At 70.4% G+C, this 19,273-nt stretch carries 10 protein-coding genes; 7 read left to right on the top strand and 3 right to left on the bottom strand.

What is annotated here, in order from left to right:
* Positions 1-184: 184 nt before the first annotated feature.
* Positions 185-952, bottom strand: coding sequence for a type I methionyl aminopeptidase (gene map / locus ACFXGJ_RS02460; RefSeq protein ID WP_378616113.1), 768 nt, complete (start codon positions 950-952; stop codon positions 185-187).
* 51 nt (positions 953-1,003) lie between these two features.
* Between map and ACFXGJ_RS02455 the strand changes: the two genes are divergently transcribed.
* From ACFXGJ_RS02455 to ACFXGJ_RS02425, 7 genes are all read left to right on the top strand, one after another.
* Positions 1,004-1,273, top strand: coding sequence for a helix-turn-helix domain-containing protein (locus ACFXGJ_RS02455; protein ID WP_378616111.1), 270 nt, complete (start codon positions 1,004-1,006; stop codon positions 1,271-1,273).
* Between the two features lie 117 nt (positions 1,274-1,390).
* A complete protein-coding gene (locus tag ACFXGJ_RS02450) occupies positions 1,391-2,011 on the top strand; it encodes a class I SAM-dependent methyltransferase (RefSeq protein ID WP_378616109.1) in 621 nt (206 codons plus the stop codon).
* Positions 2,012-2,137: 126 nt separating this feature from the next.
* On the top strand, positions 2,138-3,934 hold the full coding sequence (locus ACFXGJ_RS02445) for a glycosyl transferase (protein ID WP_378616107.1): 1,797 nt from the start codon (positions 2,138-2,140) through the stop codon (positions 3,932-3,934).
* A gap of 186 nt (positions 3,935-4,120) precedes the next feature.
* Entirely contained in the window at positions 4,121-4,264 is a 144-nt protein-coding gene (locus ACFXGJ_RS02440; RefSeq protein WP_378616105.1) for a hypothetical protein, read from the top strand.
* Between the two features lie 125 nt (positions 4,265-4,389).
* Positions 4,390-7,653: an arabinosyltransferase domain-containing protein gene (locus ACFXGJ_RS02435; protein ID WP_378616215.1), complete on the top strand. Its 3,264-nt coding sequence runs from the start codon at positions 4,390-4,392 to the stop codon at positions 7,651-7,653.
* Positions 7,650-8,396, top strand: coding sequence for a haloacid dehalogenase type II (locus tag ACFXGJ_RS02430; RefSeq protein ID WP_378616103.1), 747 nt, complete (start codon positions 7,650-7,652; stop codon positions 8,394-8,396). The genes ACFXGJ_RS02435 and ACFXGJ_RS02430 overlap by 4 nt, the downstream gene beginning before the upstream one ends.
* Before the next feature lie 74 nt (positions 8,397-8,470).
* Positions 8,471-11,761, top strand: coding sequence for an arabinosyltransferase domain-containing protein (locus ACFXGJ_RS02425; protein ID WP_378616101.1), 3,291 nt, complete (start codon positions 8,471-8,473; stop codon positions 11,759-11,761).
* Between the two features lie 952 nt (positions 11,762-12,713).
* Here ACFXGJ_RS02425 and ACFXGJ_RS02420 read toward each other — a convergent pair.
* Both ACFXGJ_RS02420 and pks13 read right to left on the bottom strand, forming a co-directional pair.
* Positions 12,714-14,255: an acyl-CoA carboxylase subunit beta gene (locus ACFXGJ_RS02420; RefSeq protein ID WP_378616098.1), complete on the bottom strand. Its 1,542-nt coding sequence runs from the start codon at positions 14,253-14,255 to the stop codon at positions 12,714-12,716.
* Entirely contained in the window at positions 14,256-19,253 is a 4,998-nt protein-coding gene (pks13, locus tag ACFXGJ_RS02415; RefSeq protein ID WP_378616213.1) for a polyketide synthase Pks13, read from the bottom strand.
* Positions 19,254-19,273 lie beyond the last annotated feature (20 nt).

The raw sequence follows: 19,273 nt of genomic DNA, 5'->3' as shown, positions 1-19,273 counted from the left end.
TGGTCCCACGCTGACCACGCTCCGTCGGGGAGGCCAGCAAACACGCAGCGTCGACGACGGCGAGGCTGAAAGGCCTGCTCGTGCGGGAGAACTCGCGCCGAAAGCGACAGTCGCGTCCACACATGGGCACTTTTCGTCGAAACGTGTGCACGTATCGCGCAATTCGCAGTGGTGTCCGCGGACGTCACACGACCGTCAGCACCTCCGGCCCGCGCTCCGTGATCGCGACGGTGTGCTCGCTGTGCGCGGCCCTGGAGCCGTCCAACGTGCGCAGGGTCCAGCCGTCCGGGTCGTGCCGGTAGTCGTCGGTGCCGCCCCGGATGAGCATCGGCTCGATCGCGAGCACCATGCCCGGGCGAAGCTTCAATCCCCTGTTCGGTCGTCCCTCGTTCGGAACATCCGGATCTTCGTGCATGGCACGGCCGATCCCGTGGCCACCGTGGTCGGCCAACAGACCCCAACCCCGCGATCGCACGAAAGTGCCTATGGCATCCGCGATGTCGCCGATCCTGTTCCCGACCGAGGCCGCCTCGACACCCCGGGCCAACGCGGCCTCGGTGTCGGCGATCAACCGGAGGTCCTCCGGGTCGGCCTCGCCGACGACGAAGCTGACCGCGGCGTCACCACACCAGCCGTCCAGGAAGGCGCCGCAGTCGAGGCTGACGAGGTCGCCGTTCCCGAGCCGGTAGTCGGAGGGAATTCCGTGCACCACTGCATCATTGATGCTCGCGCACACCACACCGGGAAAGGGGCTCGGCGCCCAGTTCGGGCGGTAGCCGAGGAACGCGGGGGTCGCACCCGCGGACCGGATCACCGAGGCCGCGGCCTCGTCCAGCTCGCGCAGGCTCACCCCGATCGCCGCGGCCGAGCGGGCGGCGGCGAGCGCGGCCGCGACAACTCCCCCGGCCGCCCGCATCGCCCGCACCTCGTGTTCGGTCTTGATCTCGACCATCGGTCCACCGTCCCTCGATCCAAATAACTATACCGGTATTACTATAGGCACATGGTGCGCGTGCCGCTCACGGCGGAGGAACTCGAACGAGGCCGGCGGCTGGGGGAACTGCTCCGCGCGGCGCGCGGGTCGGCGAGCATGGTCGACGTCGCGACCAGCGCCGGAATCTCCGCGGAGACACTGCGCAAGATCGAAACCGGCCGGATCGCGACACCCGCGTTCTTCACCGTCGCGGCGCTCGCGCGAGTGCTCGGCCTCTCGCTCGACCGCGTCGCACACGCCCTCGCGGACCCGCCGACCCGACACGAGGCGGCCTCGTGAGCCCGAGACCGTGCGGCCGGTCGGCCCGGATCGGTGCCGACTGAGCAACTGTTCGGCGTCGAGCAGTTCGGCCGAGCCTTCGGCCTGCCCTGCCGTCTCTTCGGGACAATGCGGGACGTGACGCAACCGGGATACGACGCCATGGCCCAGCTCTACTCCGAGACGTTTCCGTCGGCGTATCAGACCCCACTCGAAGGTCACGTCGTCGCAGGGTTCGTGGACCTCGTGCGAGAAGGCCCGGCCGAGGGCGTCGTGGTGGACGTCGGGTGCGGCCTCGGCCATGTCGCCGCCGACCTCGCCGGTAGAGGCCTCGAGGTGATCGGCGTGGAACCGAGTCTCGGAATGCTCGACATCGCCCGGGGCAACTACCCCGACCTCCGTCTGATCCAGGACGACGCGCTGCTCGGCTCCGCGGATCTCGCCGGCGAGCGCATCCGTGCGCTGATCGCGAGATTCAGCCTGATACACCTTCCACCTGCGGAAATTCCGGGGGTGCTGGCCCGCTGGGCGGACCTCCTCGATCCGGGTGCACTCGTATCGGTCGCCGGCCAGAGCACCGACACCGCCGGTGCGGTCGTCGAGTTCGATCACCTTGTCGCGCGGGCGTGGCGCTGGCATCCGGACCGCCTGGCCGGGGCACTCGCGGATGCGGGCTTCGACGAAGTGTGGCGGACCGTCAGTCGTCCCGACGCGCACAACCGGTTCCCGGCGGTGCATCTGGTCGCTCGACGGCGCTGAATCCGCCGCGCGCGACCTGTCCCGGTGGACGGCCCGTACCCAGCCGCCTTCCAGGGTGGATGAGTACCGTAGTCGACTAGCACCGCGGCCGACATCTCGTCGGACGCCGACGGACGGGAAGGGTGCATGACTGTATCTCCAGGTCGCACCGTGGACCCGACATCTCGCATCTCTCCCGGCGGCGTCGAGGACGGCACCGCCACGAGGCGTCTGCTCCCCCGCTGGACGCGATCGGACGTGGCCGCGGCCGTCGGGTTCACCGCGCTGGCAGTCTTCGTCCTCTCCCGGCAATGGCGCGCACCCGCCACCGGCTACCTCGTCGACAGCGGCCAGGACCAGCGGATGTGGGAGTGGTTCTTCGCCGTCGCCGCCCGCTCGATCACCCACCTGGACAACCCCCTGGGCACCGTCCTGCAGAACTACCCGCAGGGCGTCAACCTCATGGCCAACACGGCCATGTTCGGGGTCAGCATCCCGCTCGCCCCGATCACCCTGGTGTTCGGGCCGACCGTCACGTGGACCCTGGTCCTGACGGCCGGTCTCGCGGGCACCGCGTTCGCCTGGTACTGGCTGCTCGCCCGCTACGCCGTCCAGTCCCGCGCGGCCGCCGCGATCGGGGGCCTGTTCTGCGGGTACGCCCCGGCGATGATCTCCCACGCCAACGGTCATCCCAACTTCGTCGTCCTCGCACTGCTCCCGCTGATCCTCGGCTGCGTCATCCGGCTGAGCCGCGGCGCAGGTCCCCGTACCGCCGTCCTGCTCGGCCTGCTGGTCGCCGCCCAGATCGCGCTCGGCGAGGAACCGCTGCTCATCACCGCGCTGACCTTCGCCGTGTTCTCGGCGTGCTACTTCGCATTCCGGCCTCGGCTCGCGGCGCCCGCCGCCCGCAACGCGCTGCGTCCGCTGCTGCTGGCAGCGGCCATCGCGCTGGTGCTCACCGCGGCTCCGCTGTGGTGGCAGTTCTTCGGCCCGCAGAGCTACCACGCGATCGACCACGGCCTGATGGGCAACGACCTCAAGGCACTGCTGCAGTTCCCGACGCAGTCCCTCGGCGGGCACACCAATCCCGGCCAGGACGTCGCGATCAACCCCACCGAACAGAACGCCTACTTCGGCTGGCCGCTGCTGGCGCTGGTCGCGGCGGCTGCCGTCTGGCTGCGGCGCTCGCCGGTCGCGCGGGCCGCGTCCGTCACCACCGCCGTCATGATCGTGCTCTCGCTCGGCTCCCGGCTGATGGTCGGCCGCAGCGACACCGGCATCGAACTGCCCTGGAAGTGGATCGCGAACCTGCCGCTGCTCGAGTCGGTGCTCGAGACCCGGTTCGCGATGGGCGCGGTCCCGGCGATCGCCCTGCTGCTGGCCCTGGCCACCGACCGCGCGTTGCGCGAGCGGGCCGCGCGGATCCCCTGGTGCCTCGGGCTTCTGCTCGCCCTGCTCCCGCTCGCACCGGCCCCGCTCCAGGCCGTCGACCGGCCGGCGGCCCCCACGTTCTTCACCGACGGGACGTGGCGCGACTACGTCGACGCCGGGTCCGTCGTCACCGTCCCGCTGCCCCGCCCCGAGGACGCCCGGGCACTCACCTGGCAGATCGACACCGACTTCGGGTTCCCCCTCGCCGGCGGCTACTTCGTCGGTCCCGTCGGACCGGACAAGAAGGCCAAGTACGGCCCCGACGACCGGCCGACCGCGAGCGTGCTGGCGAAGACCCAGAAGACCGGCATCGCGCCCGAGATCACCGACGCGATGCGCGCCCAGGCGGTGGTCGACCTGAAGTTCTGGCGCGCCGACGTGCTCGTCCTGCCCCGCGGGTCGAACGAACGCGTGCTGCGGCAGACGGTGCAGAGCCTGCTCGGCGACGCGGGTCACCGCGCCGACGACGTGTGGGTGTGGGACGTCCGCGCGCTGGTCGCCGCGGGGCGCTGAAGCCCCCCGCCCACGACCCGGGGGCCGACGAACCGGGGGACGGCTAGGGGGTCGGGGGATGCCCGACTCGCCCCTAATCGGCCCCTAACCTGCGCCCGATCCGTTCCGCCCCGCGCCCGCTGCTCGGTCCAATGGCTCAGGCACCAACCGGTGCCGGTCACGATCGCATGACATGCAGGAGTGCTTATGTCCTTCTCCACGATCTTCTCGACCCTGATCTCCGCGATGTTCGGTGGCAACTTCGGCACCGGCTCCGGTGGCGCCGCCGGCGGCGGAGCGACCGGCGGCGGCGCCGGTGGGGGCACGGGCGGTTTCCACTTCAACTCCTGAGCCGAAGCGAGTCCGGGGGCCCACGCCCTCGCACGGACCCCGGACTCGCCCGGTCGCTCGACCGGGGACTCGACGCGCGACCCATAAGATCGGATCTTGTGCCCGCCGAGTCTGAGTCCCCCGCAGTGTCCGAGTCCGGAATCTCGAAACCCGGAATCGACACCGCGAACCCTTCGCCACTGCGGACCGCCCGGCTGATCGCGATCGTCGCGGGCCTGCTCGGTACCGTCCTCGCCGTTCTCGCCCCGCTGCTGCCCGTCGCGCAGCAGACCGCGAGCGTGTCCTGGCCGCAGAACGGCTCCCTCACCAGCGTGGATGCCCCGCTGATCAGTTACGAGCCGCTCGCCCTCGACATCCACATCCCCTGCGCGACCGCCGCGGCCCTGCCTCCCGGCGGCGACACCCTCGTCTCCACCGCACCGAAGCAGGCGCCCGATTCCGAGCTCGCCGGCCTCACCGTGAAGGTCGGATCCGACGCCGACCGCACGGTTTCGGTGGTGCTGCGGAACTCGCAGCTGATCGCCGCCCCGCTCGCCGCACTCACCTCGGGCGGCTGCACGGCGATCGTCGTGCACTCGGACGCGACCCACACCACCGCGACCTTCGCGGGCATGCCCGAGGGCACCGCCCCCGTCACCGCCGACGTCCCCGGCGACGTGCGTCCGCAGATGGTCGGGATCTTCAGTGACCTGCAGGGTGCGGCGCCCGCGGGACTGCAGGTGCGGGCCGAAGTCGACTCCCGGTTCTCGTCCAGCCCCACGTTGTTCAAACTGCTGGCGATGATCGTCGGCGTGCTCGCGACCCTGCTCGCGCTGGTCGCGCTGCATCGCCTCGACGACGTCGACGGCCGTCGCGCCCGCCGGTTCTTCCCGTCGCACTGGTGGAAGTTCACCGGCGTCGACGGGGTGGTCGTGGGCATCCTGGTGCTCTGGCACTTCATCGGCGCCAACACCTCCGACGACGGCTACCTGCTGAACATGGCCCGCGTGTCGGAGCATTCCGGCTACATGGCCAACTACTACCGGTGGTTCGGCGTCTCCGAGGCGCCCTTCGGCTGGTACTACGACGTGCTCGCCGCGATGGCGAAGGTGTCGACCGCCAGCACCTGGATGCGGCTGCCGGCGCTGATCGCGGGGATCCTGTGCTGGATGGTGATCAGCCGCGAGGTGATCCCGCGTCTCGGACGGGCAGTGCGGCACGACCGCATCGCACTGTGGACGGCGGGCCTGGTGTTCCTGTCGTTCTGGCTGCCCTACAACAACGGCCTGCGCCCCGAACCGATCATCGCGCTCGGCGCCCTGCTGACCTGGTGCTCGATCGAACGCGCCATCGCGACCGGACGCCTGCTGCCCGCCGCGGTCGGCGTGCTGATCGCCGCGTTCTCGCTCGCCGCCGGACCGACCGGCGTGATCGCCGTTGCCGCGCTGATCGTCGGCCTGCGGCCGCTGGTGAGGATCGTGGTGACGCGGGCACGTGTGGTCGGCTGGCTGCCGCTGGTCGCGCCGATCCTGGCCGCGGGCACCGTCGTCCTCGTCGCGATCTTCGCCGACCAGACCTTCGGCACCGTCCTGGCGGCGACTAAGCTGCGCACCGCGATCGGCCCCAACGTGTCGTGGTTCGGCGAATACCACCGCTACGACGCGCTGCTGAACGTCTCCCCCGACGGCTCGCTGGCCCGCCGGTTCGGCGTCTTCGCCATGTTCCTGTGCCTGATCGTGTGCGCGATGCTGCTGCTGCGCGGCCGGGGCAAGATCCCCGGCGCCGCGGCCGGGCCGTCGCGACGCATCCTCGGGATCGTCTTCGCCTCGCTGCTGCTGATGATGACCACACCGACGAAGTGGACCCACCACTTCGGCGTGTACGCCGGCCTCGCCGGATCCATCGCCGCGGTCACCGCAGTCGGGATTGCCGCCGCGACCCTGCGCTCGCGACGAAACCGCACGCTGTTCGCGGCCGGGGTGCTGTTCCTGCTCGCGCTGGCGTTCACCGGCCCCAACGGCTGGTGGTACGTGTCGAGCTACGGCGTCCCCTGGTGGGACAAGGCCCCCTCCATCGGCGGCAAGTCGTTCGCGACCGGATTCCTCGCGCTCAGCGTGCTCGCCCTGCTCCTCGCGGGATGGCAGCACCTGCGCGAGCCCTATCGCGCTCCCGAGCAGCCGCACCCGGCCCGCGGGTGGCGGGCCCTGCTCGCGTCCCCGCTGACCCTGGCGGCCGCGTTCATCGTGCTGGTCGAGGTCCTCTCGCTCGCGAAGGCCGCCGTGTCCCAGTACCCGGCCTACTCGGTGGCGAGGTCCAACTTCGACACCCTCACCGGTGACACCTGCGCCCTCGCCGACGACGTGCTGATCGAGCCCGATGCCAATGCGGGCGCGCTCGCACCGCTCGTCCCGGGCACGGATCCGTTCGGCGGGGCGGCAACCAACGCCGGGTTCACGCCCAACGGCGTGCCACTCGACCTCACCGCGGACGCGGAGAACAAGGCGGCGGGCGGCGCCAACACCGTCGACTCCAAGGCGACCACCACCAGCACCGGGACCGCCGCCGGGACCGGCGGCGGCACCGGGTCCACCGGCGTCAACGGCAGTTCGGTGGCCTTGCCGTTCGGGCTGAACCCGGCCACCACACCGATCCTCGGCAGCTACCAGGGCGGCACGCAGGAACCCGCGAAGGTCACCACCGGCTGGTACGCCCTGCCGGCGCGCAGCGACGCGGCGCCCATCCTGGTGGTCACCGCCGCCGGCCGCATCCGGTACGTCGACAAGGACGGCGTCGTCACCTACGGCCAGGACCTGGTCGTCGAGTACGGCAAGCGGACCGCCGACGGCGGCGTGGAGGCCGAGGGCTCCGTCGCGCCGATCGACATCGGCCCGACACCGTCCTGGCGGAACCTGCGGGTTCCGATGTCGCAGATCCCCGCCGACGCGGACGCCGTCCGGCTGGTCGCCGCCGACCACGACCTCACGCCGAAGCAGTGGCTGGCGATCACCCCGCCGCGGGTACCGCAGCTGCAGACGCTCAACGAGGTGGTCGGGTCGAGCGCACCGGTCCTGCTCGACTGGTCGGTCGGGCTGTCGTTCCCGTGCCAGCGCCCGTTCGACCACCGGTACGGCGTCGCCGAGGTGCCCGAGTACCGGATCCTGCCGGACCGCGTCGGCGCCGACTCCACCAACGGGTGGCAGGACAAGATCGGCGGCGGACCGCTCGGCTGGATCGACCTGCTGCTGACGTCGCGGACGATGCCCAGCTACCTCGACAAGGACTGGGCCCGGGACTGGGGTTCGCTCGAGAAGTACGCCCCGCTCGATCCGTCGGCGACGACCGCGACGGTCGACACCACGACCGTCACCCGGTCGGGCCTGTGGACGCCGGGTCCGCTCGCCGCGCGATGACCGACCCCGGAGGATCGGTGCGGGCCCTGCTCTTCGACGTGCAGGGCACCGCCACCGACTTCCGGTCCACGGTCGTCGAGGCGGCCGAGCACATCGTGGGCGGCCGCTGGCCGGGGATCGACTGGGGCGGGTTCGTCGACCGGTGGCGAGCGGCGTACTTCGCCGCGTTGACCGCCATGACCGGCCCCGACGGGGCCGCCGGAGCCGCCGGAGCCGCCGGGGCCGAGTGGTCATCGGTGCACGCGGTCTACCGGGACTCGCTGCGGCGACTGCTCGACGAGCACGGCGTCCGGCTGGACGACACCGAGGTCGAGGAGCTCACCCTGTCCTGGCAGCGGCTGAGGCCCTGGCCGGACACCGTCGCAGGGCTCGAGCGGCTGCGCTCTCGCTACACCCTGGCAACCCTGTCGAACGCGGACGTCTCCGCGGTGGTGAACATCGCGAAGGCGGGCGGGTTGCGGTGGGACGCGGTGTTCGCGGCGGAGATGTTCGGCGCCTTCAAGCCGTCGCCCGCGGCCTATCTCGGTGCGGCCCGGTATCTCGGCCTGCCACCCGAGCGGATCATGATGGTGGCCTGCCACAAGTACGACGTCGTGGCGGCTGCGGGCCTCGGTTTCCGGACCGCCTTCGTCGCGCGCCCCCTCGAGTTCGGTGTCGCCGGAGCGGTCGACGTGACTTACGACCGGGCGTTCGACGTCAACGCCGCCGACTTCCTCGACCTCGCAGATCAGCTGGGCTGCTGAACCCGTCACCGCGATTTTCGGACATTCTCCATGCGGTGTGAGTCGCTCAGGTTGCTCGCATACCATCGTGAACCGTGCCCGACGTCGTGACAGCTCTTCCCCAAGCCCCCGCAGCTCCCGAACAGGTAGATATGCGCGTGCAGTACCGGACCGCCCGGCTGATCGCCATCGTCACCGGACTGCTCGGTTTCGTCTTCGCCGTCGCGACCCCGTTTCTGCCGGTCAACCAGACCTCCGCCGCGCTGAACTGGCCGCAGGCCGGCGTCATCGGCAGCGTCGATGCGCCGCTCGTCGCCCAGGTCCCGATCGATCTGCAGGCCAGCGTGCCCTGCCGGCTGGTCCGCGACCTGCCGCCCAGCGGCGGACTGCTGCTCGGCACCGCCCCGCCGCAGGGCACCGGGGCACCGCTCAACGCGATGTTCGTCCGCGTCACCGAGTCCACCGTCGACGTGCTCGACCGCAACGTGGTCGTCGCGTCGGCGCCGCGGAGCGCGGTCGAGTCCGGCGGTTGCTCGGCGATCACGATCAGCTCGGACATCAACCACACGACGGCTTCCTTCGAGGGTCTCACGGTCGACGGACACCCCGTCACCGGCACCCTGACCGGCGACCTGCGCCCGCAGATGGTCGGCGTGTTCACCAACCTGCAGGGGCAGGCGCCCGCCGACCTGACGCTGACCGCCAACGTCGACTCCCGGTTCTCGTCCTCGCCGACGTTCGTCAAGCTCGCCGCGATGGTCCTCGCGTGCATCCTGACCATCGCCGCGCTGGTCGCCCTCGCCCGACTCGACGGCACCGACGGCCGGACACACCGACGCTTCTTCCCCTCGCACTGGTGGAAGTTCAAGCTCGTCGACGGGTTCGTCATCGGCATCCTGGCGGTCTGGCACTTCATCGGCGCCAACACCTCCGACGACGGCTACCTGCTCACCATGGCCCGGGTGTCCGAACACTCCGGCTACATGGCCAACTACTTCCGCTGGTTCGGCGTCCCCGAAGCCCCGTTCGGCTGGTACTACGACGTGCTCGCCGGTTTCGCCAAGATCTCCACCGCGAGCCCCTGGATGCGACTGCCCGCGCTGATCGCCGGCATCCTGTGCTGGCTGGTCATCAGCCGCGAGGTGATCCCGCGACTGGGCCGCGCGGTCCGGTTGAACGCGGCCGCGGTGTGGACCGGCGGCCTGGTCTTCCTCGCGTTCTGGCTGCCCTACAACAACGGCCTGCGCCCCGAACCCATCGTGGCGCTCGGCGCGCTGCTGACCTGGTGCTCGGTCGAACGCGCCATCGCGACCGGACGTCTGCTGCCCGCCGCGGTGGCCGTGCTGATCGCCGCGTTCTCGCTCGGTGCCGCGCCCACCGGACTCATGTGCGTGGCCGCCCTGCTCGCCGGCGCCCGCCCGATGGTCCGGCTGATCGTCAAGCGGCACCGGGAAGTCGGGACCCTGCCCCTGGTCGCGCCGCTCCTCGCCGCAGGCGCCGTGGTGCTGGTCGCGGTGTTCGCCGATCAGACGTTCGCCGGCGTCCGCGAGGCGACCCGGGTGCGCACCCTGATCGGCCCGAACATGCACTGGTACGAGGAGTTCCTCCGGTACTACTACCTGTTCGTGCAGACCGTCGACGGCTCGCTCGCCCGCCGGTTCGCCTTCCTGATCATGATCCTGTGCCTGTTCACGGCACTGTTCGTGCTGTTGCGCCGCAAGAAGATTCCGGGTGCCGCGGTCGGACCGTCCTGGCGTCTGCTCGGCGTCGTGTTCGGCACCGTCTTCTTCATGATGTTCAATCCCACCAAGTGGACGCACCACTTCGGTGCGTACGCGGGCATCGCCGGATCCCTGGCCGCACTGACCACGGTCGCCGTCTCGGCCGCCGCGCTGCGCTCGCGCCGCAACCGGACCATGTTCGCCGCGGGACTGCTACTGGTGCTGGCCTTCTCGTTCGCCGGCATCAACGGCTGGTGGTACGTGTCCAGCTACGGCATCCCGTGGTTCGACAAGACCGTGTCCCTCGGCGGCCGGGAGGTCAGCACCGCGATGCTGGCGCTGTTCGTGCTGGCGATCGTGCTGGTCGCGTGGCAGTACTTCCGTGAGGACTACGTCGGCACCGAGGTGAGGGAGACCAGCGAAAGAGGCAGGCGGATCAAGAGGTTCGCCCCGATCCCGCTGACCGCCGTCGCCGCCGCGATGGTCCTGTTCGAGATCCTCTCGATGGCCAAGGGTGCGGTCTCGCAGTACCCGGCGTATTCGCTGGCCCGCTCGAACATCGACGCCGTCACCGGGTCCGCGTGCGGGCTCGCCGACGACGTGCTGACCGAGTCCGACCCGAATGCCGGTCGCCTGCAGCCGATCCCGGATCGCGGAGTGGCCGACCCGCTGGGCGGAAGCAACCCGACCGGGTTCAGCCCGAACGGGGTGCCCTCCGACCTGTCCGCGGACTACACCGAGGTCAAGCCCGGCCAGGCCAACACCAGCAGTCAGTCGGTCGGGGCCACCTTCGTCACCGGCGGCGGCGCGGGCACCGAGGGCGGCACGGGTGCGCTCGGCGTCAACGGCAGCACGGTCAAGCTCCCGTTCGGCCTGAACCCCGCGACCACCCCGGTGCTCGGCAGCTACCAGGACGGTGTGCAGGAGCCCGCCAAGGCCACCTCGAGCTGGTACCAGCTGCCCGCCCGCAGCGACAGCTCCCCGCTGGTGGTCGTCTCGGCGGCCGGCCGCATCTGGTCGGAGGACAAGGACGGCAAGTTCACCTACGGCCAGTCCCTGCTGCTCGAGTACGGGCACCGCGAGGCCGACGGGTCGATCACCTCGCAGGGGACCTACCTGCCCAAGGACATCGGCCCCGCGCCGTCCTGGCGGAACCTGCGGATCCCGCTCGACGAGCTGCCCGCGAACACCGACGTGGTGCGGATCGTCGCGAACGACCCGAACCTGACCGGCGACCAGTGGCTGGCGTTCACCCCGCCGCGGGTGCCGCAGCTGCAGACGCTCAACGACTACATCGGGTCCACCCAGCCGGTGCTGCTGGACTGGGCGGTCGGGCTGCAGTTCCCGTGCCAGCGCCCGTTCGACCACCAGTACGGCGTCGCCGAGGTGCCGGGCTTCCGGATCCTGCCGGACCGTCCGCTCGCGGTGAGCTCCACCGACACCTGGCAGTCGGAGGAGAACGGCGGCCCGCTCGGCTGGACCGAGATGCTCGCCGAAGCCTCGACGGTGCCGACGTACCTCAACCACGACTGGGGTCGGGACTGGGGCGCGCTCGAGCGGTACAACCCGCACTTCCCGAACGCCGTCCCGGCGACGATCGACACCAGCGACGTCAAGCGGTCGGGCTTCTGGAGTCCCGGCATGATGCGGGTGTACGAGCACTAGCCCCGTCCCCGCCCCGTGATCTCCCCGATGTCACACCGGTTCGCCCGAGCCGACCGAATGTGACATTGGGGAGGTCCGGCGGCGGGATTCAGGTAACCGGTCATTCGCTCCAGCACCTTGAAGGCGCTCGGTGCGGCCCCGTCGACAATCTCCAGTTGGTGCCTGCCGGGCGGACCGTGGCAACGGATGCTCCCCGGCATCGTGCTGCCGCACAACGGTTTCCCGACTCAACTCGAACGAGCGACCGCGGCCCTTATGCACGGCGGTCCCGACAGCGTGCTCTCCGGGCACGCGGCGCTCGCCGCGCACGGATACCAACGGTCCGCCGCGATGAACGACGTGCCGCTGCTGATTCCGCAGGAGCAACACCGAGCGTCGTGCGGCTTCGTCCAGGTCGAGAGAACCTGGCGGATGCCCGACCCGTCAATCGTCCGCGGCACCCTCCGGTGCGCCCCCCGTCGTCCGCGCCACGCTCGATGCGGCCCGGCGCGTGGGTAGCCGTCCCAACTGTCAGGCACTGCTCGCCGACGTGGTGCAACGCGGCGACCCATCGGCGGAGGAGCTGGCGATCGAACTGGCCGAGGGCTCCCGTCGCGGGACCGCGTTGCCGCGGTCGGTGTTGCGGGAACTGGGCGCCGGCGCACCCTCCGTGGCGGAGGTACGCGCCCACAAGCTGTCCGCCCACAGCGGGTTGCCGGACATGGTTCTCAACCGTGAGATCGAATCGGCCGCAGGTGAATTCATCGCCGTGCCCGACGGCTGGATCGACGACGTCGCGATGGCCTGGGAGATCGACTCGCTCGAGCACCACTTCACGCCCGGCGACCACCAGGCATCCCTCGAGCGCCCCGCTGGCCCACTCACCCCCGGCCCGCACCTCCCCGATGTCACATTCGGTCGCTTCAGGCGAACCAAGGTGACATTGGGGAGGTGGGAGGGAAGCGGGGGTGGGTCAGAGCGGGAGCAGGTGGTGCTTGCGCGGGTTCTTGTAGACCGTCTTGTCCCGCAGCAGGGTCAGCGCCTTGCGGATCTCGAGCCGGGTGGTCGACGGGTAGATCACCGCGTCGACGTACCCGCGCTCCGCCGCGATGTACGGCGTCGCGACGTGCTCGTTGTAGAAGTTGATCAGCTCGCGACGCACCGCGGGGGCGTTCTCGCCCGCGGCCTCGATCTGCCTGCGCCCGATGATGTTGACGGCGCCCTCGGCACCCATCACGGCGATGCGGGCGGTCGGCCAGGCGAGGTTGACGTCCGCGCCGAGCTGCTTCGAACCCATCACCGCGTAGCCGCCGCCGTACGACTTGCGCACCACGACAGTCACCTTCGGCACCGACGCCTCGACGTACGCGAACAGGAACCGTCCGCCGCGCTTGATGACGCCGACCTTCTCCTGCTCCACGCCGACCAGGAAGCCGGGGGTGTCGACGACGAACACCAGCGGGATGTCGTACGCATTGCAGACCCGCACGAAGTGCGCGGCCTTGTCCGAGGCCGAGGCGTCGAGCGCCCCCGACAGATGCATCGGCTGGTTGGCGACCACGCCGACCGGCCGGCCGTCCACGCGCGCGAACCCGGTGATGATGTTCTGTGCGGTCTGGCTGCGGATCTCGAGGAAATCGCCGTCGTCGAAGATCCGGAGCAGGATGTCGTGCATGTCGTAGCCGGCGTTGTCGGCGTCCGGCATGAACTTGTCCAGCGCGAGGTCGTCCTCGGTGATCTCCGGTTCGAGACCGGGATTGATGACCGGGGGCTTCTCCTGGCAGCTCGACGGCATGTAGCTCAGGTAGCTGCGGGCGTACTCGAAGGCGGCCTTCTCGTCGGGCGCCACGTGGTGGACGTTGCCGTACTCGGCCTGCCTGCGCGCACCGCCCAGCTCGTCGAGGCTGACCTCCTCGCCGGTGACGGACTTGATCACGTCCGGACCGGTGACGAACAGGTACGAGTCCTCGGTGGCGATCACGAGGTCGGTGTTGATCGGCGCGTAGACCGCGCCACCCGCGCACTTGCCGAGGATGATCGAGATCTGTGGGCACATGCCCGACAGCGGCTCCTGGCGCCGGCCCATCTCGGCGTACCAGGCCAGCGAGGTCACGGCGTCCTGGATGCGCGCGCCGGCGGACTCGTTGATGCCGACGACGGGACACCCGATCTTGATGGCAAAGTCGTTGACGGCGGCGACCTTGCGGCCGAAGATCTCGCCGGCCGCGCCGCCGAACACGGTCTGGTCGTGTGCGAACACCGCGACCGGCCGGCCGTCGACCAGCCCGTGACCGGTGACGACACCGTCGCCGTACGGGTTCGCCGAGTCGCCGGGCTGTCGGGCGAGCTGCCCCAACTCGACGAAGGTGCCCGGGTCGAGCAGCATGTCGATGCGCTCGCGCGGCGTGGGCAGACCCTTCGCCCTGCGCTTCTCGATGGCCTTCGGGTTACCCGGCGCCTTCGACAGCTCGAGCTTCTCGCGCAGTTCGGCCAGCTTCTCTGCGGTGGTGCTCACTCAGTTGCTCCGCTTCTCGGCCTCGATAACGGCCAGCTTCTCGGTCAGGTCGGCCCCCACCTTGGCGATGTACGGTTCGTCGACGATCTGGATGTGGTCACCGCCGACGTAGACGATCTCCAGGTTCGGGGCGATCTTCCCCCAGCCGCCGTCGGGCGCACGCGTCCCGAACGCGGGCTCCAGCGCGATCGCGTCGTCGTGATACCGGTCGGCCAGGTACAGCACGACGTTCCCGTCGTACTCGCCGGGCTTGACCGTCTGCAGCGCCCGGTTGTCCAGCCAGGAGGTGCGCTGGTGCTTGATGATGCCGCCCGGAATCTTCGCGCCGCTCACCTTGAGCAGGTCCATGAGGATCTGGATCTGCTCCTCGTCGGACTCGGCCGCGGCCAGCTTGTCGTACGGCAGCGGGGCGTCGACGTTGTACGTCTTCTTCGCGAACGCGGCGTACCGCTGCCAGCGCTTGCGGATCTCCTCGGGGGTGTCCTCGACCTCCTCGCCCGCCATGACCGTGTCGATCAGGCCGACGATGCGCACGTCCTTGCCCTCCTCCCGCAGCATCTTGCCGACCGCGTAGGACAGGGCGCCGCCGAGCGACCAGCCGTACAACACGTACGGTCCGTCGCCCTGGATCTCCTTGATCAGCGGCAGGTACTCCCGGGCGCGGACCTCGATCGGCCCCTCGGTGCGCTCGAAGCCGTACATCGGGGTGCCCGCGGGCAGCCGACGCAGCAGCGGCTCGTAGGCGACGGTGGATCCGCCGGCCGGATGGAAGACGAAAACCGGTACGGCCGAAGACCCTTCGGGACGCTCACGCAGGGTGCGCACCAGGCCCTCGATCTTGACGCCGTCCTCGAGGTGCTCGCGCACCCGCTCGGCCAGCTGCTCGACGGTCTCCGAGTCGAGGACGTCGTCGAAGCTCACCTCACCGCCAGCCCGCTCGGTCAGTCGCGCGGCCAGCTTCTCCGCGGTGTCGTCGTCGAGCACCGGCAGGATGTTGAAGATGCCCTTCGCTGACTTGCCGGTCACAACTGCCCAGGTCGCGAACGTGAGGCGCTCGGCCGCGTCACGCGGCGGGACGTTGATCTCGCCGTCGGCGCTGTCCTCGGCCTCGGCCTCGGCCACGATCTTCTCGGCCTCGGCGACGGGGCTGACCGTCTCCTCGGTGAGCGCGGATTCGAGTGCGGCGGAGGCCTCTTCGACGTCGGCAGCCTCGGCGGCCGACCTCTCCAGCCGCTGCTGCTCGGCGAGCGCCTCGACCTCCTCGCGGTTCTCGATCGCGTAGCGCAGGTACTTCTCCACCTCGCGCAGATTGGCGTCTCGGACCGCCTGCAGCTGCAGCTGCGGGATGTCGAACTCGTACTCGACGCGGTTCTTGATCCGCACCGCCATCAGCGAGTCGAGTCCCAGCTCGATCAGCGGGATCTCGGCGGGCAGGTCCTCCGGCGCGTAGCCCATGGACTCGGCGACGATCAGCGCCAGCCGGTCCTCGAGGCTCTGGCTGCTGTTCGGATCCCACTTGTCGCCGAAGGATTCGACAACCTCGGGCAGTTCCTCCATCGGCGAGCTGGACCGCGGCGCGGGCGCAGCGACGACCAGTTCGGGCAGCGGCTCCCCCGACGCGACGACGGCGTCCAGCAGCAGCGTGAAGCCCTCGGCACCCTTGCCGTGCACCTGCAGCGAGGCGCCACCCGGATGCGGGTTGAGCGTGGTGGTCAGCGTGCCGGCGGTGGGCAGCTCGCCACGGGTGATCGCCGCGGTCAGCGTCACGTCGGAAAGCACCTGCGAGGCAGCCGAAGTCGCCAGCTCGTTCAGGTCGGTGACGGCACCGGCCGCGACCTCCCAGACGTGCCGGCCGTCGGGCAGCGAGACGTGCGCGCCGGGCGCCCGCGACGACCCGGACGTGGACACGCGGGTGTCGAGCCAGTGCTCCTTGCGCAGGAACGCGGTCCGCGGCGGGTTCGCGAAGTCACCCTCCGCGAACAGCGACGGCAGGTTCACGCGGTGCCCGTGCACGTACAGCTGCGCGAGCGCGCTGAGGACACCGACCTCCTCGTCCTCCTTGCGCTTGAGCGTCGGGATCAGCTGCGCGTCCATCAGTCCGGCGTCGAACGCCGTCGCCGCCACCGACATCAGCGTCGCCGGGTTCGGCGCGAGCTCCACGAACGTGGTGTGACCGGCGTCGACGGCCATGCGCACCGCGTTGGTGAAGTACACGCTGTGCCGCATGCCCTTGGTCCAGTACTCGACCTGGTGGATCGGGCCGTAGCCCGCGCGGTAGTAGGTCTCCTTGTCCACCGAGGAGAACAGGCCGACCGTCAGCGCGTGCGGCTCGATGCCGGCCAGCTCCGCGGCCAGCTCGCCGAGGATGGGGTCCACCTGCGAGGTGTGGCTGGCGCCCTTGGTCTGCAGGATCCGGCCGAGCTTCTCCTCCGCCTCGGCGCGGGCCACGACGGCCTCCACCTCCGGCTGGGGTCCGCCGATCACGGTGTGCGTCGGGGCCGCGTACACGCAGACCTCGAGGTGCGGGAAGTCGCCCAGCACCGACTCGATCTCGGCGGCGCTGTACTCGACGAGCGCCATCAGGCGGATGTCGTCGCCGGACAGCACCGACTCGCCCTCACCCATCAGGCGCGAGCGGGCGGTGATCACCCGGACCGCGTCCTCGAGCGAGAGTCCGCCGGTGACGTACGCGGCCGCGGCCTCGCCCATCGAGTGCCCGACGGCGGCCTCCGCGTCGGCGCCGTGGTGGCGCAGCAGTGCCGCGAGGCCGATCTGGATGGTGAAGATGCCCACCTGCGAGGTCTCGACGTCGTAGTCGACCGAGTCGTCGAGGAACTTCTCGGCCATCTTGTAGCCGGCCTCGTACTCGATCAGCTCGTCGACCTCGTCGACCGCCTTCCGGAACACGGCGTTGCCGAGGTACAGCTGCTTGGCCATCTTGCGGTGCTGCGATCCGAAGCCGGAGAACACCCAGACCGCGCCCTTCGCGGCGGGTGCGTCGGCGGACAGCACGCCCTGGCCCGGCTTGCCCGCCGCGACCGCACGCAGTCCGGTGATGGCCTCGGCGTGGGTACGGGCAATCACGACCGCGCGGGAGCGTCCGTGATTGCGACGGGCCAGCGTGCGGCCGACGTTCTCGAGCGGCGTGGCGCTGCCTTCCGCGGACTCGAGCCAGTCCGCGAGGTCCGCGGCGGCGAGCCGGCGACGCGACGGCATCGCGGCGGAGACGGCGAGCAGCACGGGCAGCGGCTCCGCGTCGGCGGGACGCTCGACGGCGGATTCCGCGGTGACCGGGGCCTCGGGTGCGATGCCCATCGACTCGGCGGCGTCCGCGAGCACGCCCGCGGCCTCGGCCTCGACGTCCAGCGACTGTGAGTGGTCTTCACCCTCAGCGGGGTTCGCATCGCGCACAGGCGCCGCGGGCGCGTACTCGCGGACCACGACGTGCGCGTTGGTGCCACCGAAACCGAAGCCGGAGACGCCGGCGACCGCCCGGCCGGTGTAGCGCGGCCAGTCCGTGGCCTCGGGGATCACCTGGAGGTGGGCGGTGTCGAACGGGATGTAGGGGTTCGGTCCCGCGTAGTTCAGCGACGGCGGGAGCTTGTCCTCCTGCAGCGCCAGCACGACCTTGATCAGGCCCGCGGCGCCCGCGGCGGCCTCGAGGTGGCCGAAGTTCGTCTTCGCGGAGCCGAGCAGCGCCGGCTTGTCGGCGTCGCGGCCGCGGCCGACGACGCGGCCGAGCGCGTCCGCCTCGATCGGGTCGCCGAGGATGGTGCCGGTGCCGTGGGCCTCGATGTAGTCCACACCCGACGGGACGATGCCCGCGTCGCGGTAGGCCTGCCGGAGCACGTCTGCCTGCGCGTCCGGGTTGGGTGCGAGCATGCCGTTGGAGCGGCCGTCCTGGTTCACCGCCGAGCCGGCGATCACCGCGAGGATCGGGTCGCCGTCACGCTCGGCGTCCTCGAGCCGCTTTAGTACGACCAGTCCGCCGCCCTCGGCGCGCACGATGCCGGTCGCGTCGGAGGAGAAGGCCTTGATCTTGCCGTCGTCGGTGAGGATCCCGGTCTCGTCGAATCCGAGGGTCGCGGCGGGCGCGACGAGCATGTTGACGCCGCCGGCCAGGGCGAGGTCGGACTCGCCGGAGCGCAGCGAACGCACCGCCTGGTGCACGGCCACGAGCGAGGACGAGCAGGCGGTGTCCAGCGCGATCGACGGTCCGCGGAAGTCGAAGTAGTACGAGACCCGGTTCGCCACGATCGACGTCGAGGTCCCGGTCAGCGCGTAGGGGTGCGCGTGCACCGGATCGCTGACGGCGAGCAGCTGGTAGTCGTTCGCGGAGCTGCCGATGAAGACACCGACCTGCTCGCCCTTGAGCTCGTTCGCCGGGATCCGGGCGTGCTCGAGCGCCTCCCAGGTCAGCTCCATCGCGAGGCGCTGCTGCGGGTCGACGTTCTTGACCTCGAGCGGCGACATCGCGAAGAACTCCGCGTCGAAGCCCTTGACGTCGTCGAGGTAGCCGCCCTTGGTGTTGGCCTTCGCGATCGCCTCGGCGATCTGCGGGTCCGCCGCGAACTCGTCCCAGCGCCCCTCCGGCAGCTCGGTGACCGCGTCGCGGCCCTCGATGAGCAGTCGCCACATCTGGTCCGGGGTCTGCCCCGTCCCGGGGAACCGGGTGGACATGCCGACGATCGCGATCTCGTGGGACTGCGAGGTGTCGCGCGCGGTGTAGAACGCCGCGTCCTCGGGCTCGTCCGGAACCTCCGGCTCGCCCTCGATGATCAGGGTCGCCAGCGAGGCGATCGTGGGGTGCTGATAGACGACCGTGGCGGTCAGCGTGATGCCGACCAGCTCCTCGATCTCACCGGACAGAGCGACGGCGTCCCGGGACGAGAGACCGAATTCCTCCATCGGTCGGTCGTCCGTGATCTGGTCCACCGGTTGCCCGGTGGCCTCCGCAACCCAGTTGCGCAGCCATTCGCGCAGTTGCGCGACCGTCATCTCTGTTTCAGCCATTAACC

It is taken from the genome of Rhodococcus sp. NPDC059234 (assembly GCF_042754225.1).
Taxonomy (GTDB): Bacteria; Actinomycetota; Actinomycetes; order Mycobacteriales; family Mycobacteriaceae; genus Rhodococcus_G.
This window is presented reverse-complemented; position numbering and strand designations above follow the sequence as displayed.